This is a genomic window from Streptomyces sp. NBC_01669 (genome assembly GCF_026339735.1).
Taxonomy (GTDB): domain Bacteria; phylum Actinomycetota; class Actinomycetes; order Streptomycetales; family Streptomycetaceae; genus Streptomyces; species Streptomyces yanii.
In genome coordinates this window covers 2,468,458-2,493,851 of sequence record NZ_JAPEQG010000001.1, presented here as the reverse complement: position 1 = coordinate 2,493,851, position 25,394 = coordinate 2,468,458, and the positions used below count along the sequence as shown (strand labels likewise).

Annotated in this window: 10 protein-coding genes; all 10 read left to right on the top strand. The window is 71.8% G+C overall.

The genetic code is table 11. The features are described 5' to 3' along the window. The first annotated feature begins 21 nt into the window (after positions 1 to 21). On the top strand, positions 22 to 1,764 hold the full coding sequence (locus OG972_RS10850) for a fatty acyl-AMP ligase (protein WP_266980516.1): 1,743 nt from the start codon (positions 22 to 24) through the stop codon (positions 1,762 to 1,764). After that, positions 1,761 to 2,078: an acyl carrier protein gene (locus OG972_RS10845; protein WP_266980514.1), complete on the top strand. Its 318-nt coding sequence runs from the start codon at positions 1,761 to 1,763 to the stop codon at positions 2,076 to 2,078. Before OG972_RS10850 ends, OG972_RS10845 begins: the two co-directional genes overlap by 4 nt. A gap of 17 nt (positions 2,079 to 2,095) precedes the next feature. Continuing rightward, positions 2,096 to 3,319, top strand: coding sequence for an FAD-dependent oxidoreductase (locus OG972_RS10840; protein WP_266980512.1), 1,224 nt, complete (start codon positions 2,096 to 2,098; stop codon positions 3,317 to 3,319). Between the two features lie 71 nt (positions 3,320 to 3,390). Next, a complete protein-coding gene (locus tag OG972_RS10835; RefSeq protein WP_266980510.1) occupies positions 3,391 to 5,535 on the top strand; it encodes an MMPL family transporter in 2,145 nt (714 codons plus the stop codon). 140 nt (positions 5,536 to 5,675) lie between these two features. After that, positions 5,676 to 7,106, top strand: a complete 1,431-nt coding sequence (locus tag OG972_RS10830) for a condensation domain-containing protein (RefSeq protein ID WP_266980508.1) — start codon at positions 5,676 to 5,678, stop codon at positions 7,104 to 7,106. A gap of 101 nt (positions 7,107 to 7,207) precedes the next feature. Next, positions 7,208 to 8,188, top strand: coding sequence for a 2,3-diaminopropionate biosynthesis protein SbnA (sbnA, locus tag OG972_RS10825; RefSeq protein ID WP_266990398.1), 981 nt, complete (start codon positions 7,208 to 7,210; stop codon positions 8,186 to 8,188). Beyond that, entirely contained in the window at positions 8,182 to 9,222 is a 1,041-nt protein-coding gene (gene sbnB / locus OG972_RS10820; protein ID WP_266980506.1) for a 2,3-diaminopropionate biosynthesis protein SbnB, read from the top strand. Before sbnA ends, sbnB begins: the two co-directional genes overlap by 7 nt. A gap of 32 nt (positions 9,223 to 9,254) precedes the next feature. After that, positions 9,255 to 9,476: an MbtH family NRPS accessory protein gene (locus OG972_RS10815; RefSeq protein WP_266980505.1), complete on the top strand. Its 222-nt coding sequence runs from the start codon at positions 9,255 to 9,257 to the stop codon at positions 9,474 to 9,476. Between the two features lie 113 nt (positions 9,477 to 9,589). Further along, complete coding sequence (locus tag OG972_RS10810) at positions 9,590 to 14,644, top strand: non-ribosomal peptide synthetase (RefSeq protein ID WP_266980504.1); 5,055 nt, start codon at positions 9,590 to 9,592, stop codon at positions 14,642 to 14,644. Continuing rightward, the gene (locus OG972_RS10805) at positions 14,641 to 25,371 is read left to right on the top strand and encodes a non-ribosomal peptide synthetase (protein ID WP_266980502.1); all 10,731 of its coding nucleotides are present in this window, start codon (positions 14,641 to 14,643) and stop codon (positions 25,369 to 25,371) included. Before OG972_RS10810 ends, OG972_RS10805 begins: the two co-directional genes overlap by 4 nt. Positions 25,372 to 25,394 lie beyond the last annotated feature (23 nt).

The window sequence follows — 25,394 nt, the reverse complement described above, 5'->3', positions numbered from 1 at the left end:
CCGACAGGGAGTGTCAGAATCATGCGAGCCGGATCGCCAGAATTCGAAGGAATGGTCGGCAGGCTGCGGCGCCACGCCGACGAGCTTCCCGACCGGGACGCCGTGCTGTTCTTCCGCGGGGCTGCCCAGGACCACGCGCCCGAGCGGCTGGACTACGCCGGCCTGGACCGTGCCGCCCGCTCCACCGCGGCCTGGCTCCAGTCCCGTTGCCGCCCCGGCGACCGCGTCCTGCTGCTGCACCCGCAGGGCCTCGACCTGGTGAAGTCCTTCGTCGCCTGTCTGTACGCGGGGCTCGCCCCGGTCGTCGTCCCGGTGCCGGGCGGCCACGCCCACCAGGCCGAGCGGACCGCTCGGATCGCCGTCGACTGCGCGGCATCCGTGGTGCTGACCGACAGCGTCAGCCTGCCCGACGTCCAGGCCTGGCTGGACCTGCCCGGAACTCCCGCACTGGAATACGCCGTGACGGACGAGGGCGACCTCGCTCCGGCCGGGAACTGGACCGATCCGGGCGTCGGTCCCGACGACGTGGCATTCCTGCAATACACCTCCGGATCGACAAGTGATCCGCGCGGAGTGATCGTCAGCCACGCCAACATCGCGCACAACATCGGGGAACTCACCGACGCGCTCGGCTGGGACGCGGACATGCGCTTCTGCGGCTGGGTCCCCATGTTCCACGACATGGGCCTGATCCTGACCGTGCTCTCCCCGCTCTACCTCGGCACCACCACGGTCCTGATGACCGCCACCTCCTTCCTCAAACGGCCCTCGATGTGGCTCCAGTTGATCGACCGGTACGACGTCCAGATCAGCTGTGCCCCCAACTTCGCCTACGACCTGTGCGTCCGGCGGCTGACCGACGAGCAGATCGCCGGACTCGACCTCTCCCGCTGGGTGTGCGCGGCCAACGGCGCCGAGCCCGTCGACGCCGCCACCATGGAGCGCTTCGCCCGCCGCTTCGCCCCCGCCGGATTCCGCTACGAGTCCTTCGCTCCCGCCTACGGACTGGCGGAGACCACCCTCCTGGTCTCCGGAACACCGACCGGCCGCGCACCCGTGCTGCGCCAGGTCGACCCGGCCGCCCTGGAGAAGCACCGCATGGTGCCGGTCGGGGAGGAGGAGGACTCCGTGACCCTGGCCGGGTCCGGGCAGGTCGCCGGCATGGACGTACGGATCGTGGACCCCGGCTCGCTGGACGAGCTCACCGACGGCTACATCGGCGAGGTGTGGGTGCGGGGCCCCTCCATCACCCAGGGCTACTGGCAGCGCCCCGAGGCCACCGCACGCCTCTTCCGCGCCACCACCAACGATGACGAGGGCGGTTTTCTGCGCACCGGGGACCTCGGCGCGCTCCTCGACGGGGAACTCTTCATCACCGGCCGGATCAAGGAAATGCTCATCATCCGGGGCCGCAACCTCTACCCGCACGACATCGAACGCGAGGTCGGCGCACTCGACCCGGCCTTCGAGGGCAGGACCGGCAGCGCCTTCTCCATCCCGGGCCCGGCGGGTCAGGGCGAGGAGATCGTCGTCGTCCAGGAGATACGGGCCGGGCAGACCGACCCCGGCCGGCTCAGCGGCCTCGCGGCGCACGTCAAGGACACCATGGGCCGCAGCCTCGGCGTGAAGGCCCCGCACGTCGTGCTGGTCAGGCCCGGACAGGTCCGCCGCACCACCAGCGGAAAGATCCAGCGCTCACTGATGCGGGAGCTGTACCTGTCCGACCAGCTCACCCCGCTGTACGCCACCGAGAGGCAGGCATGACGACCGACCCGAACCCGGTGGACTTCGAAGCCGACGTGAACGCTGCGGACTTCGACGCCGAAGCGACACGTGACTGGCTCATCGAACTCGTCGCCGACTACCTCGAAAGGCCACCGGCGGTCATCCCGCCCGGCGCCTCACTGATCTCGATGGGCCTCGACTCCGTCTACGCCGTCGCCCTCTGCGGCGATCTGGAGGACCGTTTCGGTCTGGAGCTCGACGCGGCCCTGGTGTGGGAGCACCCCACGGTCGACGCCCTTGTCAGCCACGTCCGGGCCCAGCTGGCCACCGCGGACACCAACGGTCGTACCTGAGAGAGCAGAGAGATTCGATGACACGGCACATCGCCCCCAGGATCGCGATCGTCGGCGCCGGTATCGGCGGACTGACCGCCGCGCTGGCCCTGACCCGCCGAGGATTCCGGGTGACTGTTTACGAACAGGCCCCCGACCTCCGTGAGGTGGGTGTCGGACTCCACCTGGCCCCCAACGGCAGTCGGATCCTCCACCGCTTCGGTCTCGCGGACGCCCTTCACCAGGTGGCCGTACGCCCCGAGGCGCTCGAGGTCCGGCGATGGAGCGACGGAGAGGTCCTCACCCGACGCCCGATGGGTGACGCCTGGGAGACCGAGTTCGGCGGCCCGCACTACACCGTGCACCGCGCCGATCTGCACGCCCTGCTCGCCGCCCGGCTCCCGGCGGACTCCCTGCGCCTGGACAGCCGGTGCACCGGCTACGCCGAGGACCTCGACGGCGTGGAACTCCACTTCGCCGACGGATCCACCGCACGGGCGGATCTCGCGATCGGCGCCGACGGCGTCAACTCCCTCATGCGTGCGGCGGTTTCCGGCGGACAGGACCTCCTGGTGCCGACCGGGACCTGCGCGGTGCGCGGGCTCGTCCCCATGGACCGGCTGCCCCGGCTCAACGCCCAGGACATGTACGTGTGGGCCGGTCCCGGCGGTCGCATGCTCACCGCCCCGGTGAGCGCGGGGCAGCAGCTGTCCTTCGTCGCCGTGATCCCCGAGAGCGACGAGGAGCAGCGGCGCGAGTCCTGGAGCCGGCCGGCCGAGCTGGACCTGGTCGCCAAGGCGTTCCAGGGCTGGGACCCCACCGTGCAGGAACTGGTCGACGCCGCGGACGAGGCCGGCCACTGGACGCTGTGCGACCGCGAGCCGCTGACCCGCTGGAGCACCGCGCGCACCACGCTCCTCGGTGACGCGGCCCACCCGATGCTTCCGCATCACGGACAGGGCGCCAGCCAGGCCATCGAGGACGCCGTCGTCCTGGCGGCCTGCGTCGCCGATGCGGGGGAGACCCCGAGTCCGCAGGACATCGCCGCGGCACTGCGGCGGTACGAGACGGTCCGCCTGGCCCACACCGCACAGGTCCAGCTGGGCAGCCGCGACAGCGGCTCGCAGCGCCTGGGCGGCGGCCCGGCCGGTCTGCAGGCCCGCAAACAGTCCGGCCAGGAGATGAAGGCGCTCGTCGCCGACACCTCCTGGATCCAACGCCACGACGCGGAGGCGGCGCTCGCCGAACAGTCCGCCGCCTGAACCGCTCCCCTACGCACCACGCACCACGCGCCCGTGCCCCGCACATCCCACACCCTGGACGAGGAGTCCCCATGTCACGACCGCACCGCTGGGCCGACCGGCTCCTGAAATTACCGGGAGGAAGGAAGGGCAAGTGGCTGACGCTGATCACCTGGCTGATCATCGTTGTCGCGTCCGTGCCCCTCGCCGGACAGCTCTCGGACATCGAGAAGGACGAGCTGACCATCGAGCTGCCCCGAGGGGCCGAGTCCACCGATGTCGCCGGGCTCGCCGACCGGTTCGCCGACGGCAAGATCTCCCTCGGCATCGTCGTCTACGTACGGGACAGCGGGCTGACCGCCGAGGACAAGGCCAAGGTCGCCTCCGACATCAAGGAGTTCGCGAGCTTCGCGGCCGGCGAGGTCGGGCCGGCCAGGCCGTCCGACGACGGCAAGGCGCTGACCGCGTTCGTGCCCCTCGACAAGGAGGACAGCACCGCACTCGCGGACAACGCGGAGAAGGTACGGGACCGGGCCACCGCCGACCGGCCGGACGGCCTCGAAGCCAAACTCACCGGCCCGGCGGGCAACTCGCTGGACGCCGCCGACGCACGGGAGTCGACCGGCCGCGCGCTGACCCTCATCACGGTCCTCGTCGTCGCCGCCCTGCTCCTGATCACGTACCGCAGCGCCATCCTGTGGTTGCTGCCCCTGCTCACCGTCGGCGTCGCGTTCCTCACCACGCAGGCCGTCTCGTACCTCCTCGCCAAGGGCTTCGGGCTCACGGTCGGCGGCGGCAACGAGATCGTCGTGACAGCACTGCTGTTCGGTGTCGGCACCGACTACGCGATGCTGCTGCTGGCCCGTTACCGCGAGGAACTGCGGGTCCACGAGGACCGGCACGAGGCCATGCAGACCGCGGTCCGCAGGGCCGTCCCCGCGATCGCCGCGTCCGCGGCGACCGTCAGCATCGGGCTGCTCTGCCTGACGCAGGCGGACGTCGGATTCAACTACACGCTCGGCCCTGCCGGGGCCATCGCCATCATCTGCGGTCTCGCCGCGATGACCACGCTCTTCCCGGCGGTTCTGGTGATCCTCGGACGTTGGGTTTTCTGGCCCAATGTGCCGCGCGCCGGAGTGGCCGTGAAGAACGCCAACCACCGCCTGTGGGACCGTGTCGGCGGCAGGATCTCCCGCCGTCCGCGCCTGGTGTGGATCGGCTCCGCCCTGGTCCTCACCGTGCTGGCCCTCGGCTCGCTCGGCCTGAAGACCGGTCTCGACGACGAGCACCTCATCGTCGGCAAGCCCGGCTCGATCGCCGGCCAGGAACTCCTCGCCGACCACTACCCGGCTGGCCAGAGCAGGCCCGCCGAGGTGATCAGCAAGGCCGGGGCCGCACCCGCGGTCGCCGCCGCGCTGAAGGGCATCGACGGGGTTGCCGAGGTTGCCGTACCGGAGAAGTCCACGGACGGCACTCTCGCCAGCACCCGGGCCGTACTGAAGGACAGCCCGGACAGTGCGGCGGCGGCCCGTACGGTCGACCGCATCCGCACCGCCGTGCACGCCGTCCCCGGCGCCGACGCCCAGGTCGGCGGCCCCACCGCGATGGCACAGGAGAAGACCGAGGCGCAGGCCCACGACCGCAAGGTGGTGATCCCGCTGGTGCTCGCTGTGGTCTTCCTCATCCTGGTCGTCCTGCTCCGGGCCCTGGTCGCGCCCCTGCTGCTGATGGCGACCGTGGTGCTGTCCTACTTCGCCGCCCTCGGCATCAGCTGGCAGCTGTTCCAGCACGTCCTGGGATTCCCGGCGGTGGACATCCAGGTCATGCTGATCGGCTTCCTGTTCCTGGTGGCACTCGGCGTCGACTACAACATCTTCCTCATCCACCGGATCCGCGAGGAGGTCGGTCACCGCGGCCACCGTGCCGGCGTACTGAGCGGACTCACCTCCACCGGCGGCGTCATCACCAGCGCGGGCGCGGTGCTGGCGGCGACGTTCGCCGCTCTCACCACGGCCCCGCAGGTGGCGTTCATCGAGATCGGCATCGTCGTGGCCATCGGTGTCCTGATCGACACCTTCCTCGTGCGGTCCGTCCTCGTCCCGGCCCTGGCCCTGGACGTCGGCCGTACCTTCTGGTGGCCGGGCCGCCCCGTCGGCACGGACACCGTACCGCCCGCGGCGGGCGAACAGCCCACGCCGGCCGCGGTACCCGCGGGCAGCCGAGGCGGTGGCGTATAGCCCGGATATAGCCAAGGGCCGGAAGGTGGGGGCCTGTTCAGCCGGACGACTCCGGCGGGCAGTTCCGCTCAGCCTTCCGGCCCTTCGCGCTCTCCGGTCCGACCGGCGCGGCGGCCGCCCTACCCACCGGGAGCCGCAGCATGCCACCGACCGATCGGACCCTGCCCCTCTCGGCGAGCCAGCAGGCGCTGTGGCTGGCCCACCGGCTGGCGCCCGAGAGCGCCGCCTACACCATCGTGCTGCCGGTACGGCTGCGGGGGCCGCTGGACCGCGACGCGCTCTCCGCGGCCGTTCGCACCGTCGCGGCCAGGCATCCCCTGCTGCGTTCGGTATTCGCGGAAGGGGACGGCGAGGGTGCGGGCGGGGAGCCCTACCGCACCGTGCTCGACAGCCCGGGCCAGGACGTCCTCACCGTCCGGGAGCTGCCGGGCGCCACGGACGCGCACCTGCGTGCGCTGGTCCGGGAGTGCGCCCAGGAGGCCTTCCGGATCGACGTGGAGCCGCCGTTCCGCGTCACGCTGCTGCGGCGGGACGCGCAGGACGCGGTGCTGGTCATCGCCGCCCACCACATCGTCAGCGACTACGCCTCGCACCACCTGATCCTGCGTGAGCTCCTCACCCTGCACCGGGAGTTCGCCGACGGCTCCACCCCGGACCCCGTATCGAGGGGCGCCGGCCCGGACATCCATGCCGAGCAGGTGGCGGCCGAACGACGGCTCCTCTCCTCGGCTCGGGGCGCCCGGGGAGCGGCGTACTGGCGCCAGGTGCGCGTCGGCGCGCTCCCCGCCGAGCTGCCGACCGACCGGCCGCGCCCCGCCACCCAGGGGTTCCGCGGGGCCACTCATGAACTCCCGTTGCCCGCGAGCACGGTCGAGCGGCTGACGAAGGCCGCACGCTCACTGGACGTCACACCGTTCGCCTTTCTCCTCGGCGTCTTCCAGGCCGCGCTGTTCCGCCACTCGGGACAGCCGGACGCCCTGGTCGGCTGCCCGATGTCCACCCGCGGCGCCCTCGGAGCGGGTCGCCGGACCGAGGCCGCAGTGGGGTATTTCGTCAACACCGTGCCGGTACGCGGGAGTTTCCGGCCCGGCGACCGCATGCGCGACGCGGTCCTGGCCGCCCAGCGGCAGCTCGTCCAGGGCCTGGCGCACGCCGGACATCCGGGCGCCCTGCTGGCCGCCGCGCCGGGCCGGCGCACCCCGCCGTTCCGTACCGCCGTCACCCTGATCGCCACGGACCGCACGGAGCCGCGGCTCGGCCCCGTACGCGCCGACGGCGAAGGGGACGCCCGGCCGTACGAAGGGCTGACCGTCGCCCGGATCGGAGTCCCGCAGCAGGAGGGGCAGTTCGACCTCATGCTGCGGATCGAGCAGAGCGGAGACACGCTCGACGCGGTCTTCAGCTATGACACCGACCTCTTCGACGCCGGCACCGTCGAGCGGTTCGCCCAGCGTTACGCGCGGCTGCTCGATCGGGCCACGGACGATCCCGGAGCGGAAATAGAAGCCATCGCGCTGGTGGACCGTGCCGACCTCGCGGAGCTACTGGCCATGGGGTCAGGAACTGTATAGAGCGGCTATAGAGCACGCCTTCATCATTTGTCTGCCGGACGATCCGCGGTGGCGAAGGGTAAATCGTGGCAGAAGAACATCTCAAGGGAATACTCTCGACGATAGGTAATACGCCGCTGGTGGAACTGGAAAGGCTCGTCCCCGGATTCGGCGGCAGGGTATTCGCCAAAATGGAGCGGTTCAACCCGGGCGGCAGCATCAAGGACCGCTCGGCGATCAGCATGCTCCTGGAGGAGATCCGCAACGGCGGGCTCCAGCCCGGCCGTTCGGTCGTGGTCGAGTCCAGCTCCGGGAATCTGGCCATCGGGCTGGCCCAGGTCTGCGGCTACTTCGGCCTCCGCTTCGTCTGTGTCGTGGACGCCAAGACCACCGACCAGAACCTCGCCGTGCTGAAGGCGCTGCACGCCGAGGTCGAGGTGGTCACCGAGGCCGACCCGGTCACCGGCGAGTTCCTGCCGATGCGGCTGCGCCGGGTACGGGAACTCGTGGCCGCGCTGCCGCACTCCTTCTGGCCCAACCAGTACGCCAACCCGCTCAACCCCCGTGCCCACCGCTCGACGATGCGCGAGATCGCGCAGGCGCTCGACGGCCGGGTCGACTACCTGTTCTGCGCGGCGAGCACCACCGGGACGCTGCGAGGCTGCGGGGAGTACATCCGCGAGCACGGCCTCGGCACCAAGGTCGTCGCGGTCGACGCGGTCGGCAGTGTGCTGTTCGGTCCGCCGACCACCACCGAGCGCCGGCTGATCCCGGGCCACGGCGCTTCCGTGCGTCCCGCCCTGCTGGACACCAGCACTCCGGACGAGATCGTCCACATCACGGACCTGGAGTGCGTGACCGGTTGCCGACGGCTGTCCCGGCGCGAATCGATCCTGGCCGGCGGCTCCTCCGGGGCGACCGTCGCCGCGCTGGAGAAGCTCAGCCCATCCATCGAGGACGGTGCCACCTGTGTGCTGATCTTCCCCGACGGCGGCGACCGCTATCTCGACACGATCTACTCCGACAACTGGGTGCGCGAGAACTTCGGTGACGTCACCCATCTCTGGAAGGACAAGGAAGGCCAGGTGGCACAGGAATGCTGATTGTCCGCAAGAGCGAGGTGAGCGGCATTCTCGAAAGCCGCTCCGCCGAACTGATCGACCTGGTGGCGAACGCGTACCGGCTCCATGACGAGGGACGCACCTCACTACCGCACTCCACCTTTCTCCGCTTTCCCGATGCACCGGCCAACCGCATCATCGGACTGCCCGCATTCATCGGCGGCGACAGCCCTTCCGCCGGAATGAAATGGATCGCGTCCTTTCCCGGGAACATCCGGACGGGCGTCGACCGCGCCAGCGCGGTGATCGTGCTCAGCTCGCTGCTCAACGGCCACCCGCAGGCGGTGATCGAGGCCTCGCTGATCTCGGCGAAGCGCACCGCGGCCGGCGCGGCGCTCGCCGCCGGACTGCTGCTGCCCGACGAGGGCGCGGGCACCACCGGCGTCACGCTCATCGGCTGTGGGGTCATCAACGCGGAGATCCTGCACTTCCTCAGCACCCGGCTGCCCTCGCTGACCGAGGCGACCGTGTACGACCAGGACCCGGTACGGGCCGCCGCCTTCGTCCGCACGGCCGAGGAGAAGGCCCCGGGCATCACCGTGACCGTGGCCCGCGAGCAGGCGCAGGCGCTGGCCGCGCACTCGCTCGTCTCGCTGGCCACCACCTCCGCAGAACCGTATCTGCCGGTGGACGCCTTCCGCCCGGGCTCGACGGTCCTCAACGTCTCGCTGCGGGACATCCGTCCGGAAACGCTCCTCGACGCGCAGAACGTCGTCGACGACGCCGACCATGTCTGCCGCGAGCGGACCTCCCCGGATCTGGCCCAACAGCTCTCCGGGAACCGCGACTTCATCGACGCGTCGATCGGGGAACTGGTCGGCGGCGCCACGTCGTTCCGCCGCGACCCCGAACGCACGGTCATCGTCTCGCCGTTCGGCCTCGGTGTGCTCGACCTCGCCGTCGCCCAGCTGGTGTACGAGGAGGCGCAGAAGCAGCAGCTCGGCGTCGCCGTCGACGACTTCCTCACGGCAGCAGAAGCCGCACCCGCAGCCGTACCCGAGGCCTCGGGCCGCTGACCCCGATTCCGCAGACGAGAAGGAGGCCACCGATGGCCGAAGAGCAGAGCGACGACCGGACCTACCTCGTCGTCCACAACGACGAACTCCAGTACTCGATCTGGCTCGCCGACCGGGAACTCCCCGCCGGCTGGCACCAGGAGGGGACCCGCGGCACCCGTGCCGAGTGCCTCGCCCGGATCGAGGAGGTCTGGACCGACATGCGCCCGCTGAGCCTGCGCCGGCGCATGGAAGAGCAGCACAGCGCCGTCTGACACCGGCGCAGGCAGGCAGCAGGAGCGGGAACGGGAGCGACGGCGAGGGGCCGCGGCAGGTATGCGGCGGCCCCTCGCCCGCTGCGCCGGCCCAGAGGTGAAGAGGAGCAGGGGTGGAATCCCAGATGTGGCCGCGGACGTCAGAGACCGACCGTTCCGGTACGGAGCTGTTGCCCGCGCGATTCGAACTGCAGGCGGCCAGGACCCCCGACGCCCTCGCCGTGCTCTCCGGTCGGGACCGGCTCGGTTACGCCGAGCTCGACCGGAGGTCCAACCGTCTCGCACATGCCCTGCGCGACCGCGGTATCGGCCCCGAGGACCTCGTCGCCGTCTGCCTGCCGCGCGGCATCGGCCTCGTGGTGGCGCTCCTCGCCGTCTGGAAGGCCGGCGCGGCGTACGTACCGCTGGATCCCGGGCATCCGCGCGCCCGCCTGGAATGGGTCCTGGACGACACGGCAGCGCGTGTCGTCATCACCGACGGGACCACCGCCCGGGGCGCCCTCCGCGACCTGCCCGTCGCCGCCCTGTGCCTGGACGAGGAGCGGGACCGCATCGCCGCGCAGCCCGCGACCGCCCTGCCGGGACCCGTGTCCCCGGCGGCAGCCGCGTATGTCATCTACACCTCGGGATCCACCGGCCGCCCCAAGGGCGTCCTCGTCGACCATGCGGGCATCGCGAACCGCGTCGGCTGGACCGTCCGCAGACACGGCATCGGCCCGGACGACCGGATCCTCCAGAAGACCACGATGAGCTTCGACGCCGCGGGCTGGGAGATCTTCGCCCCGCTCACGGCGGGCGGCACCGTCGTCATGGCCCCCGAGGGCGCCGAACGCGACCCTGCGCTGCTGCTGCGGGCGGTGGCCGAACAGCGCATCACCGTCCTCCAGGTGGTGCCCTCCGTGCTGCGGCTGCTCGCCGACGAGGACGGCTGGGCCCACTGCACGGAACTGCGGCTGCTGTTCTGCGCGGGAGAGCCCCTGCACGCGGACCTCTGCCGACGGCTGCCCGACCGCATCCGCACCGGAATCTGGAACACCTACGGCCCCACCGAGTGCTCCATCGACGTCACTGCCCACCCCGTCCACCCGGACAGGGAGCAGGGCCCCGTACCCATCGGCCGCCCCATCGACTCCATGCGCGTCCTGGTGCTCGACACGGCCGGGACACCGGTGCCCGTCGGAGTGCCGGGCGAACTGTACGCGGGGGGCCCCGGGGTGGCCCGCGGCTACCTGGGGCGCCCGGGGGCGACCGCCGCGAGCTTCGTCCCCGACCCCTACGGCGCGGCGGGCGAACGGCTGTACCGCACGGGCGACCGGGCCCGCTGGCGCTCGGACGGAGTGCTGGAGTACGTCGGCAGGGTGGACCACCAGGTCAAGATCAACGGCACCCGTGTCGAACCCGGCGAGGCCGAAGCGGCGCTCGCCGCGCACCCCGGTCTCAGCGGTGCGGTCGTCACCCCGTTCAAGGCCCCCGACGGCACCGCGCGCCTGGCCGCGCACGTCGTCCCCCGTGCCGAACCCGTGCCCGCCGCCGAACTCCGGGCCTTCCTCCGGGGCAGCCTCACCGAGGCCCTCATCCCCTCCGTCTACGTGACGGTCGACGCCTTCCCGCTCAACGCCAGCGGAAAGGTCGACCGAAGCGCCCTGCCCGACCCCGGCACGGTCGACGACGGGCCGGCGGCGGTCGGGCCCCGCACCGACGACGAGCGGCTCGTCGCCCGCGTCTGGGCCGAACTGCTCGGCACCGGCACGGACACCGTCGGCGCACACGACGACTTCTTCCGCCTCGGCGGCACCTCGCTCCACATGACCCGGCTGCTCGGCCGTCTCACCGCTGCCACCGGCCGCCGCATCGAACTCCGCGACCTCTTCACTGCCACCACCGTCGCCGAACAGGCCCAGCTGCTCGACCGCGGCGCCCCGACCGACGACGCGGCCACGGTCACGGCGGCCGGCCGGGACGCGCCGCTCCCGCTCTCTTTCGCGCAGGAACGCATCTGGTTCCTGGACCGGATGAACCCGGCGAGCGCCGAATGGGTCACCCCCGTCCTCCTGCGCCTGCCCGCCGCCACCACCCCGGAGGCCGTCCGCTCGGCGCTGCGCGCCCTGGCGGACCGGCACGAGATCCTCCGTACGCGGTACGTCACCGAGCACGGTGAACCCCGCCAACTGGCCGACGTCCACAGCGCAGTGGACTTCCAGGTGCTGGACGCGGGCCCCGAGGGCCCGGCCCCTCACCTGACGGCGCAGCTCGCCCAGGGCTTCGACCTGGAGCAGGGACCGGTCTGGCGGGCCCGGCTGATCCGCACTCCCGGAGAGGAGCACCTGCTGGTCCTGACCATCCATCACATCGCCTCGGACGGTTGGTCGTCGGTCCTGCTGGAGAACGACCTCCGCGCGCTCTGCCTCACGCCAGAGACGGAGAACCTTCCGGAACTGCCCCTGCAGTACGTGGATTTCGCCGTGAGGCAGCGGGAGCAGTCCGGCGACGAGGAGAGCGCACGACAGCTCGCCCACTGGCGCGAGGCCCTCGACGGACTCGCCCCCCTCGATCTCCCCACGGCTCACCCCCGGCCGGCCGAACGCGACATCAGCGGCTCGGTGGTCGGCTTCCATGTCCCGCACGGCGTGACGAAGCAGGCACTCGCCCTCGGCCAGCACCACGGGGCCACCCCCTTCATGACCCTGCTCACCGCCTTCTCCGCCCTCCTCTCCCGGTACACGGGCAGCGAGGACATCGCGGTCGGCACACCGGTCTCGGGCCGCACCAGGCCCGAGAGCGCCGGGGTCGCGGGCTGCTTCCTCAACAACCTCGTGATCCGCTGCGATCTCGGCGGCGACCCGACGTTCACGGCGGCGCTGGAGCGGATACGGGACACGGTCCTGACCGCCTTCGCCCACCAGGACCTCCCCTTCGAACGCCTCGTGGACGCCTTCGGCGACCGTGACCGCTCACGCACCCCGCTCTACCAGGCCGCCTTCGACCTGCTCGACGAAGGCCAGACCGGATCCGCTCTCAGCGACAGCGACCTGGCTCTCCTCGGCGACAGCTGGCGGACCGCCAAGACGGACCTCACGCTCTTCGTCCACCTGGAGCCGGGCGGCGGGGCGCGCTGCCAGATCGAGTACGCCACGGCGCTCTTCGAGCGGGGCTGGGTGGAGAATCTCGCGGCCGGCTTCGTACGGCTTCTCGACGCCCTGGCGAGCGCCCCGTCCGGCCGTATCGCGCAGGCTCCGCTGCTCGGCGCCGCCGAGCACGCCCTCGTCGCACCCGCCGCCGTGGACGACGCCGGGCAGGCCAGGACGATGCACGAGGTCTTCGAGGAGCAGGCCGCGGCGACCCCCGGCGCGGTGGCCGTCGTCGCGGGTGACACCGAGCTGTCGTACGGCGAGCTGAACGCGCGGGCGAACCGGCTGGCCCACCGCCTGAGGGCGCTGGGCGCCGGACCCGAGGCCCTGGTCGGCGTGTGCCTGGAGCGCGGCCCCGAGCTGGTGCCCGCCCTGCTCGGCGTACTGAAGTCGGGCGCCGCGTACGTTCCGCTGGACCCGGCGCATCCCCTGGATCGCTGGGAGTTCATCCTCGGTGACACGGCGGCCTCTCTCGTGGTCACCACCTCGGAGTTCGCCGAACGGCTGGGGCGGATCCACTCCGGGACCCTGATCGTCCTCGACGAGGACGCGCCGCAGGAACGGGGTGAGGCGGACGCGGAGCCGCCGAACCCGGCGCCACTGCCGGCCGGCCCGGACTCGACGGCGTACGTCATCTACACCTCGGGCTCCACCGGGCGCCCGAAGGGTGTGTGCGTGAGCCACACCCAGGTGTGGCGGCTGCACGCCATCGCCCGCAGGCACTACGCGTTCGGCGCGGACGATGTGTGGCCGCTGTTCCACTCCTATGCCTTCGATGTGTCGGTGTGGGAGCTGTGGGGTGCGCTGGCTCACGGTGGGCGGCTGGTGGTGGTGCCGTTCGACGTCGCCCGGTCGCCGGACGACTTCCTCGATCTGCTGGTCCGGCACCGGGTCACGGTGCTCAACCAGACACCTTCGGCCTTCCGGTCGCTCGTCGGCGCCGCAGGGTCGGGCGACCCGCGGATCGGTCAACTGGCCCTGAGGGCGGTGGTTTTCGCGGGGGAGCGGCTGGAGTTCGCCGAGCTGGTCCCGTGGGTGGAGCGGCTGGGTCTCGACCGACCGCAGCTGCTCAACATGTACGGCATCACCGAGACCACGGTCCACTCGACGTACCACCGCATCACCCACGACGACCTGACGGCGGGCGGCAACCCGGTCGGGCGCCCGCTCGCCGATCTGCGGATCCATCTGCTCGACCGCCACGGGCAGACCGTGCCCGTCGGCGTCACCGGCGAGATCCATGTCGGCGGACCCGGCGTCGCCCGTGGCTACCTGGGGCGGCCGGGACTCACCGCGGAGCGTTTCCTGCCCGACCCGTTCGGTCCGCCCGGCGCGCGCTTCTACCGCAGCGGCGACCTCGCCCGGCGCAACCCGGACGGCACTCTGGACTTCCTGGGGCGTATCGACGACCAGGTGAAGATCCGCGGCTATCGCATCGAACTCGGCGAGATCCAGGCCGCCCTGGCCGATCGGCCGGCCGTCCGCGACGCGGCGGTGGTGGTACGGGAGGACCGGCCGGGCGACCGCCGGCTGGTCGCCTACGTGGTCATGGCACCCGACGCCTGCGCCGACGGCGGTGAGCTGCGGGCGGCCCTGGCCGAAAGGTTGCCGTCGTACATGGTGCCCGCGGCCTTCGTCGTGCTGGACGCCCTGCCGCTGACCGCGAACGGCAAGCTGGACCGGCGCGCCCTGCCCGCACCGGAGCAGCAGAGCCTCCACACGGGCGGGGACTTTGTGGCCCCCCGCAGCCAGGCCGAAGAGGCCGTCACCGACATCTGGGCCCAGATCCTGCACACCGAGCGGATCGGGGTCCACGACAACTTCTTCGAGCTCGGCGGGAATTCCCTGCTCGCGCTGCGGCTGGTGGCCGCGGTCCAGGAGCAGTTCGACATCGACCTGCCGGTGCGCAAGGTCTTCGACATGCCCTCGGTGGCCCAGCTGGCCGCCGAGGTTGAGACACAGCTCAGAGCGGACATCGCGCGGCTCGACGACGCCGCACTGCTGACGGACCCGATGCTGGCGGAGGAACGAGAGATATGAGCGCCGGAGAGACCGAGAAGTCCACCACCGCCGTGGAGGCGGCCCGCGAGGAATTGCTACGGCAGCGGCTCGCCGGGCGCCGCTCGGCTCCCCGCGCGGGTATTCCGCGCGCCGACCGCGAAGGCACCCTGCCGCTCTCCTTCGGGCAGCAGCAGCTCTGGTTCCTGAGCAGCCTCGACCCGGAGAGCCCCGAGTACCTGGTGCCGGTCCTGCGCCGCCTGCGCGGACCGCTCGACCTCGGCGCCCTCCACGCCGCGTACACCGAGATCGTCGCCCGGCACGAGATCCTGCGCACCCGCTACCGCCTGGAGAACGGCGAACCCGTCCAGGTCGTCGACCCGTCGGGCACCCCGGACCTCCCGGTCACGGACCTCGGCGCGCTGCCCGCAGCCGCACGCGAGCAGAAGGCCGCCGACCTGGCGGCCGAAGCCGCCGCCGCGCCCTTCGATCTGGCGGGCCAGTGGCCGGTCCGCGCCCGGCTGATCCGGCTCGCAGAGGACGATCACCTGCTGGCCGTGGTGTTCCACCACATCGCCTGCGACGCCTGGTCCATCCAGGTGTTCGAGCGTGAACTGGGGGCGTTCTACGGCGCGTTCGCCGCCGGCCGCCCGTCCCCGCTGCCCGCACTGCCCGTGCAGTACGCCGACTTCGCCGCATGGCAGCGGAGCCGTATCGCCGGTCCCGAGCTCGACCGCCGGCTCGGCTACTGGCGCGGTCTCCTCGCCGACAGCACGCCGGCCGAGCTCCCCACTGCCCGCCCCAGGCCGCCGGTGCGGGACTGGCGGGGCGCTGCCGTACCGCTGGAGCTGCCGGAACCGCTGGCTGCCGGGCTGCGCGCCCTGTCCAAGGAGCACGGCGTCACCCTCTACACGACGCTGCTCGCCGCGTTCCAGGCGCTGCTGTCCCGCTACACCGGACGCGACGACATCGCGGTCGGCACCGTCGTCTCCGAGCGCACCCGCCCCGAACTCCAGAACGTCATCGGCTACGGGATCAACTCCCTGGTGATGCGCGGAACCTGGCAGGGCGAACCGGCGTTCACCGAGCTGATCGCCGCCGCGCGGAGCACGGTACTCGGCGCCTTCGACCACCAGGAGGTGCCCTTCGCGCGCCTGGTCGACGAGCTGGCCCCGGCCCGCGACACCTCCCGCACCCCGCTGTTCCAGATCGCCTTCACCCTGCACGAGGCGGCGGACGGCGCGCTCGACCTGCCCGGAATCGCGACCTCGGTCGTCGAACTCCCCTGGCTCACCGCGAAGTTCGACCTCGCGCTGCAGATCGAGGAGACAGCGGGCGGCAGCCTGCGCGGCCAGCTGGAGTACGCCACCGCGCTCTTCGACCAGCCGTGGATGGACGGCTTCGCCGCATCCTTCCTGCGCCTGCTCGACGGCCTGGTCGCCTCCCCGGACAGCCCCGTCACCCGGCTGTCGCTCCACGGCGAGCGGGAGAGCGCCGTCGTGGCGCCGCCCGCGGTGCGGCCGGCCGGTGACGCGCGGCCGATGCACGAGGTCTTCCAGGATCGGGCGGCCGAGAACCCTGCCGCGGTCGCCGTCGTCGCCGATGACGAGGCACTGTCGTACGGGGAACTCAACGCCCGCGCCAACCGGCTCGCCCACCACCTCAAGGCGCTCGGCGTGGGCACCGAGGATCTGGTCGGCGTCTGCCTCGGACGCGGCAGCCACCTCGTCCCCGCCCTGCTCGGCGTGCTGAAGTCCGGTGCTGCCTACGTGCCGTTGGACCCCTCGCACCCGGTCGACCGGTGGGGGTTCGTCCTCGGCGACACCGGGGCGCCGGTCGTCGTCACCACCTCGGAGTACGCCGAGCGGCTTGCGAGCGTGTACGCAGGGCGGATCGTCGTCCTCGACCGCGGCGCGGTCGCGATCGCGGCCGAGTCCGAGGCGAACCCCGCCCCCAGCGCGGCAGGCCCGGACGCGCTGGCCTACGTCATCTACACCTCGGGCTCCACCGGGCGCCCGAAGGGTGTGTGCGTGAGCCACACTCAGGTGTGGCGGCTGCACGCCATCGCCCGCAGGCACTACGCGTTCGGCGCGGACGATGTGTGGCCGCTGTTCCACTCCTGTGCCTTCGATGTGTCGGTGTGGGAGCTGTGGGGTGCGCTGGCTCACGGTGGGCGGCTGGTGGTGGTGCCGTTCGACGTCGCCCGGTCGCCGGACGACTTCCTCGATCTGCTGGTCCGGCACCGGGTCACGGTGCTCAACCAGACGCCTTCGGCCTTCCGGTCGCTCGTCGGCGCCGCAGGGTCGGGCGACCCGCGGATCGGTCAACTGGCCCTGAGGGCGGTGGTTTTCGCGGGGGAGCGGCTGGAGTTCGCCGAGCTGGTCCCGTGGGTGGAGCGGCTGGGTCTCGACCGACCGCAGCTGCTCAACATGTACGGCATCACCGAGACCACGGTCCACTCCACGTACCACCGCATCACCGAGCACGACCTGACGTCGGGCGGCAATCCGGTCGGGCGCCCGCTGGAGGACCTGACCATCTACCTCCTGGACCGTCACGGGCAGGTCGTGCCGGCCGGAGTGCCGGGCGAGATCCATGTCGGAGGTCCCGGCGTCACCCGGGGCTATCTCGGCCGCCCCGCGCTCACTGCTGAGCGTTTCGTCCCCGACCCGTTCGGCCCGGTCGGCGCGCGGCTCTACCGCAGCGGCGACCTCGCCCGGCGCAACCCGGACGGCACCCTGGACTTCCTGGGGCGTATCGACGACCAGGTGAAGATCCGCGGCTATCGCATCGAACTCGGCGAGATCCAGGCCGCCCTGGCCGCCCAGCCCGGCGTCCGCGACGCCGCCGTGGTGGTGCGCGACGACGACGCCGTGGGCCGACGGCTGATCGCGTACGTCGTACCGGAGGCCGGACGCGCCCCCGACGGCGGCGCGCTCAGGGCCGCCCTGGGGGAACGCCTGCCCTCCTACATGGTCCCCGCCGCGTTCGTCGTACTGGACGCCCTGCCGCTGACCGCGAACGGCAAGCTGGACCGGCGCGCCCTGCCCGCACCCGAGCAGCACAGCCTCCACACCGGCGGGCAGTACCTCGCGCCCCGCAACCCCCTCGAGGAGCAGATCGCCACGGCCTGGTCGCAGGTCCTCGACGGCGACCGGATCGGTGTCCACGACAACTTCTTCGAGCTCGGCGGGGACTCGATCCGTGCGGTGGTGCTGGTGGGTGCGCTGCGGTCGGCGGGTGTGGATGTGTCGGTGCGGGATGTGTTCGAGTTCCGTACGGTTGCCGAGCTGGCGGCGTCGGTGGGTGGTCGTGGGGTGGTGGAGCGGGAGCGGCCGGTGGAGCGGTTCGCGCTGTTGTCGGCCGCGGACCGGGAGCGGGTGCCTGTCGGGGTGTCGGATGCGTATCCGATGTCGCAGGTGCAGCTCGGGATGCTGGTGGAGATGCTGGCCGACGAGGAGCAGCACAGCTATCACAACATCACGCTGTTCCGGATCCGCGACGAGCAGCCCTTCGACGCCGACGCTCTCCGTGAGGCGGCGGCGCTGGTCACGAGCCGGCACGAGATGCTGCGCACCTCCTTCGCCGTCTCCGGTTACTCCGTACCGATGCAGCTCGTCCACGAGCATGCCGATGTCCCCGTCGAGGTACGGGATCTGCGGAACCTGGACACCGAACGGCAGCAGGCGGAGCTGGAGGCGTACACCGCGAGCGAGCGCGCCGCCGTGTTCGACACCACGCAGGCCCCCATGATCCGGATCTCGGCCCATGTGATCGACGACGGCAGCTGGTGGTTCGGACTCACCGAATGCCACTCCATTCTGGAGGGCTGGAGCTTCCACTCCCTGCTCATGGAGGTGCTGGCGGCCTACCGCACCCTGCGCGACGGCGACCTGCCGGCGCCCGTCGAGCCCCCCGCCGTCCGGTACGCCGACTTCATCGCCGCCGAGCAGCGCTCGCTCGCCTCCGCGGACGACCGCGCCTACTGGCACGATGTCGTCGATCGCCATGCGACGTTCTCCCTCCCGGCCGCCTGGGCCGGTGACCAGGACAAACCGCGGGACAACTACCGGGTGCGCATTCCCTACCAGGACCTCGACGCCGGTCTGCGCGCGCTGGCCGCCGAGGTCGGTGTCTCACTGAAGAGCGTGCTGCACGCCGCCCATCTCAAGGTGATGAGCATGCTCACCGACGAGCCCACCTTCTTCACCGGCCTGGTCTGCAACGCCAGGCCCGAGGCGGAGGGCGCCGACCGGGTCTACGGCATGTACCTCAACAGCCTGCCGTTCGGCTACGACCGCACCGCCACCACCACCTGGCGCGACCTGGTGCGCCGCACCTTCGACCGCGAGGTCGAGCTCTGGCCGCACCGGCGGTTCCCGATGCCCGCCATCCAGCGCGAGAAGGGCGACGGCGCCCGGCTGCTCGATGTCCGCTTCAGCTACCTGGACTTCCACCAGGTGGACACCGAACTCGTGGACTTCGGGGCGAGCATCGACGACTCACTCACCGAATTCGCCCTCGCCACCCTGGCGGTGGGCGGCCATGTGGTGCTGATGTCGCACACCCACGTCATGACGCGGGCGCATGCCGACCGCCTCGCCGGGATGTACCGGGCGGTGCTCGAAGCGATGGTCGCCGACACCGACGGGGACGCACGCGCCACCTTCCTTCCCGAGGGCGAACGGGAGCTGCTCGTCGAGGAATGGAGCGCCACCGCGGCCCCGGTGACCGCTGCCGCGACGGTCCCCGAGCTCTTCGAGTCCTGGGCGGTCCGCACCCCCGAGGAGACTGCCGTCACCTACGGGGAGGACCGGCTGACCTACGCCGAGACCGACGCCAGGGCCAACCGGCTCGCCCATGAGCTGCGCGCGCTCGGAGCCGGCCCCGAGTCCGTGATCGGAGTCCTCCTCGACCGCGGCCCGGAGCTGATCGTCTCCCTGCTCGCCGTATGGAAGGCGGGCGCCGCCTATCTGCCGCTGGACCCGGGCCAGCCCGCGGCCCGCACCGCCAGGATGCTGGGCGCCGCGGGTGCCCGCCTCCTGGTGACCGCGACGGCCCACGGCGACGGGCTCGCCGATGCCTACGTGGGCCACCAGGTCGTCCTGGACCGGCCCGAGACGTCGGCCTCCATCGACCGCCGCCCCGCCACCCGGCCGGAGGTCTCCGCAGACCTCGACCGGCTGGCCTACGTCATCTACACCTCGGGCTCCACCGGTGTCCCCAAGGGCGTGCAGATCACCCACCGGGGGCTTTCGAACCACATCGGCTGGGCCGCCGACACGCTGGCGGCACGCGGCACCGGAGGCGCCGCTCTCTTCTCCTCCGTCGCCTTCGACCTGGTCGTGCCCAACCTCTGGGCGCCCCTGGTCACCGGCCGCCGGGTGCACATCCTGGCGCAGGACTTCCCGGTCGAGGACCTCGGTCCGCTGCTGCACGAAGCCGGCCCCTTCAGCTTCCTCAAGCTGACCCCCGGCCATCTGGAGATCATCGCGCACCGGCTCGACGACACCCGGGCCAAGGAGCTCGCCTCGGTCATCGTCGTGGCGGGCGAGGCCTTCCCGGGGCGCAGCGCCGACCACTGGCTGCGCCTCCTCGGCCCCGGCCGGCTCATCAACGAGTACGGGCCCACCGAGGCCTCCGTCGGCAGCACCGTCTTCCCCGTCGACGTGGAGCGCCTGGGCGGCGCCGAGACCGTGCCGATCGGCAGCGCCCTCCCCGGCGCGACCCTCTACGTCCTCGACTCCACGCTGTGCCCCGTCCCCGTCGGCGTGCCGGGCGAGCTCTATGTGGGGGGTGCGGGAGTGGCGCGCGGGTACGCGGCCCAGCCGGGCCTCACCGCCGAGCGCTTCGTACCCGACCCGTTCGGACCGCCCGGCGCCCGGCTCTACCGCACGGGCGATCTGACCCGGATGACCGAGGGCGGCGTCGTCGAGTTCCTCGGTCGGATCGACGAGCAGGTGAAGATCCGCGGCTACCGCGTGGAGCTCGGTGAGATCCAGGTCGTCCTGGCCGAACACCCGGCCGTCCAGGAGTGCGTCGTCGTCGCCCACCGTTCGGCGACCGGTGATCCGCGGCTCGTTGCCCACTACGTGCCGGCCGACGGCCGGGCCCCGGCCACAGCGGAACTGGCCGCCCACTGCGGCGCACGGCTGCCCGCCTACATGACGCCCACCGCGTTCCTCGCGCTGGACGCCCTGCCGCTCAACCGCAACGGCAAGGTCGACCGGCGGGCCCTGCCCGCACCCGACGAAGCCTCGTTCGGCCATGGCGAGCGGGCGTACGTCGCACCCCGCAACCCCCTCGAAGAGTTGCTGGCGACCGCCTGGTCGCAGGTCCTGGAAGCCGACCGGATCGGTGTCCACGACAACTTCTTCGAGCTCGGCGGCCACTCGATCCGTGCGGTGGTGCTGGTGGGTGCGCTGCGGTCGGCGGGTGTGGATGTGTCGGTGCGGGATGTGTTCGAGTTCCGTACGGTTGCCGAGCTGGCGGCGTCGGTGGGTGGTCGTGGGGTGGTGGAGCGGGAGCGGCCGGTGGAGCGGTTCGCGCTGTTGTCGGCCGCGGACCGGGAGCGGGTGCCTGTCGGGGTGTCGGATGCGTATCCGATGTCGCAGGTGCAGCTCGGGATGCTGGTGGAGATGCTGGCCGACGAGGAGCAGCACAGCTATCACAACATCACGCTGTTCCGGATCCGCGACGAGCAGCCCTTCGACGCCGACGCTCTCCGTGAGGCGGCGGCGCTGGTCACGAGCCGGCACGAGATGCTGCGCACCTCCTTCGCCGTCTCCGGTTACTCCGTACCGATGCAGCTCGTCCACGAGCAGGCCGATGTCCCCGTTGAGGTACGGGATCTGCGGACCCTGGACGCCGAACGGCAGCAGGCCGCGGTCGAGGCGTACACCGCGAGCGAGCGAGCCGCCGTCTTCGACATCACCCGCGCACCCCTCATGCGCATCGGCGCCCTGCTCGAGACCGACCGGAGCTGGCGGCTCACCTTCACCCAGTGCCACGCCATCACCGAGGGCTGGACCTTCCACTCCCTCGTGATGGAGATCCTGGACACCTACCGCACCCTGCGGGACGGAAACCGGCCCACGACCGTCGAGCCCCCCGCCGTCCGGTACGCCGACTTCATCGCCGCCGAACAGCGCGCCCTCCAGTCCGCCGACGACCGCGCCTACTGGCACGACCTCGTGGCCCGCCACCCCAAGTTCACCCTTCCCGCCGCCTGGGCGGACACCACCGCGCCCCGCGCGGACTACCAGATCCATGTCCCGCACCGGGACCTGGAGCCGGGGCTGCGCGCACTGGCCGCCGAGGCCGGCGTCTCACTGAAGAGCGTGCTGCACGCCGCCCATCTCAAGGTGATGAGCATGCTCACCGACGAGTCCACCTTCTTCACCGGACTCGTCTACAGCGCCCGGCCCGAACTCGAAGGCGCCGACCGGGTCTACGGCATGCAGCTCAACAGCCTGCCCTTCCCCTTCGAACGCACCGCCGCCACCTGGCGTGAACTGGTGCGGCAGACCTTCGACCGCGAGGTCGAGCAATGGCAGTACCGGCGCTACCCGATGCCCGCCATCCAGCGCGAAGCGGGAGACGGACAACGGCTCATCGATGTGCTGTTCACCTTTCAGGACTTCGACCAGATGGACACCGACCTCATCGACACCGACGCCGGTGAGGGCGACGACTCCACCGAATTCGCGCTCGGAGTGCCCACCACCCCCGGCTACTTCACCCTGCGCACCCACACCCACGCACTCTCCCGGCACCACGCCGACCGACTGGCGGGGATGTACCGGGCCGTGCTGGAGGCGATGGTCGCCGACTCCGACGGAGACGCACGGGCGACCTGTCTGCCGCCGGGGGAGCGGGAGTTGCTGCTCGACACCTGGAACGGCGCACCGCTCACGCTCGCCGCGGGCGACGGCTGTGTGCACGAGGTCTTCGAGTCATGGGCAGCCCGTACCCCCGAAGCGATCGCCGTCTCGCACGGCGACGAGCGGCTCAGCTACGCCGAGGTGAACACCCGGGCCAACCGGCTCGCCCACCAGTTGCGCGCCCTCGGCGCGGGCCCCGAGTCGGTCGTCGGCGTGCTCCTGGAGCCGGACATCGACCTGCTGCCCGCCCTGCTCGGCGTCATGAAGTCCGGCGCCGCCTATCTGCCCCTTGATCCGACCCAGCCGACGGGCCGCCTCGCCTACATGCTGAGCGACGCGGGCGGGCCCCTCGTCGTGACCCGCAGTGCACACACCGAGGCGGCGACAGGGGCGCGCGGACTCGTCCTCATCGACACGGACGCCGGCACCCTGGCCGCCCGGCCGGCCACGGACCCGGATCCGCTCGCCGGGCCCGACAACGCCCTGTACGTCATCTACACCTCGGGCAGTTCGGGGCGGCCCAAGGGCGTCACCCTCACCCACCGCAATCTGCTGCGGCTCTACGCGGCCACGGCCGACCGCATCGACCTGGACTCCTCGCAGGTCTGGGCGTTGCTGCACTCGTACGCCTTCGATGTCTCCGTCTGGGAGATCTGGGGCGCGCTGCTGCACGGCGGCCGGGTGTCCGTGGTGCCACCGGCGGTCGCCCGTGACCCCGAGGCACTGCTCTCCCTGCTCGCCGAGCAGCAGGTGACGACGCTCTCGCTGTCACCGGTGGCCTTCCGCGCGCTGATCGCCGCGGCGGGCGGCGACAAGGCGCGCCTGGACGCCCTCGCCCTGCGCACCGTCGTCTTCGGCGGGGACGGCCTCGACGTGTCCGACCTCGCTGAATGGCTGGCCCATCAGGGGCTGGAACGTACCGTGCCGATCCAGGCGTACGGACCCACCGAGACGACCGTCCACGTCACCTTCCGCCGGGTCATGGCCGACGATGTCGCGGCCGGCGGCGCCGTGCCGCTCGGGCGGGCCGTGGACGACACCCGGGTCTACGTCCTGGACGGCGAGGGGCGGCTCGCCCCCGTCGGGGTCCCCGGCGAGCTGTACGTCAGCGGCGCGGGTCTCGCCCGCGGCTATGCGAACCGCCCGGCGCTCACCGCCGAACGCTTCCTGCCCGACCCGTACGGTCCGTCCGGCGCCCGGATGTACCGGACCGGTGACCTGGCGCGCGTACGGCAGGACGGGGACCTGGAGTTCCTGGGCCGCGCCGACGAGCAGCTGAAGATCCGCGGCTATCGCATCGAGCCCGGCGAGATCCAGACGGCGCTGACCGAGCACCCGCGGGTCCGCGAGGCCGTCGTGGTGGCCCGGCAGTCGGAGCAGGGCGACCGCCGCCTGGTCGGCTACGTGGTCCCGGTCGGGGCGGACGCCCCGACCGCCGCCGAGCTGGCCGCGCACTGCTCGGAGCGGCTGCCCGCCTACATGGTCCCGTCGTCGTTCGTGCCGATGGCCCGGATCCCGCTCACCGTCAACGGCAAGCTCGACCACGCCGCGCTGCCCGCCCCCGACCGCTCCTCCGGCTGGTCGGACCGCGCATTCGTGGCGCCGCGCACCGACGTCGAACGGCAGCTCACCGAGATCTGGTCCCGGGTGCTCGATGTGGAGAAGGTCGGCATCCGCGACAGCTTCTTCGACCTGGGCGGCGACTCCATCAGCGTGCTCCGGGTGATGGCCGAGGTCCGCGAGGCCGGGCTGCCCGTCACGCTCCGCGCCCTCTACCGGGCCGGGACGATCGAACAGCTCGCCGCGTCACTGGCCACATCCGCTCCCCGCAACCGGCCCGCCCCGAAGGGGGCTGTCGCGGAGGCCATGGAGCTGCACGGAGTACCGGGGGCCAGCCTCGCGGTGCTGCGGGACGGCGAGCTGGTCGCGCTGGAGGCGTACGGGGTGGTGGGCGCCGGTTCCACGGACCGGATCACCCCCGACACCCCGTTCAAGGTGGCGTCGGTGAGCAAGCACATCACCGCACTCGGCGCACTGACGCTGGCCGCTCAGGGTGTCATCGACCTGGACGCCGACATCAACAGCTATCTCACCGGCTGGCGCGCGCCCTCCTTTGGCGAAGAGGGCCATCAGGGCGGCGCCGTGACGGTGCGTCATCTGTTGGCGAATGTGTCCGGGCTCGCCCTGGAACCGGCCCACGACCCCTATCTCCCCGGCGACGCCGTGCCCGGCGTCCTGGACGCGCTGCACGGCCGGCCGCCGGCCCGCACCCCCGCCGTCCGCTTCGAGCACACACCGGGAGGTGTGTTCCGCAAGAACCGGCTCAACTACCTGATCCTGGAACAGCTGATGACCGAGGTCACCGGCGACCCCTTCCCCGAACTGATGCGCACCCTGGTCCTTCAGCCGCTCGGCATGGTCCGCAGCGCCTACGACTGGGCCCATCACGCGCACTCCCGCCGCCCCGTGGCCCTCGGCCACGACGCGTCCGGGCAGCCCGTGCCGCCCGGACTGCCGATCCACCCCTCGGTCGCCGGCGGCGGCCTGTGGACCACGGCCGGCGATCTCGCCCGGGCCGCCGCCGAGATCCGCCGCGCCCACCTCGGGCGGGGCGCCGACCTCCTCACCCAGCCACTCGCCCAGCAGATGCTGACACCTCATCAGGACGCCCTGTACGGGCTGTCCACCGTCGTCGACGCCACAGGCGACGACATCGAGTACGGCGCCTTCGGCGAGTTCGAGGGCTACTGGGCGATGAGCCTCACCCGGATCAAGGACGGCGACGGACTGATCGTGCTCACCAACGGCGACTGCGGCCGCGAGGTCGGCCGCGCGGCCATCGAATCCCACCGGAGCGACTCCTCGTCCTTCGGCGGCCAGTGGTGACCGAGGCCCTCAGGGCCGCCCGT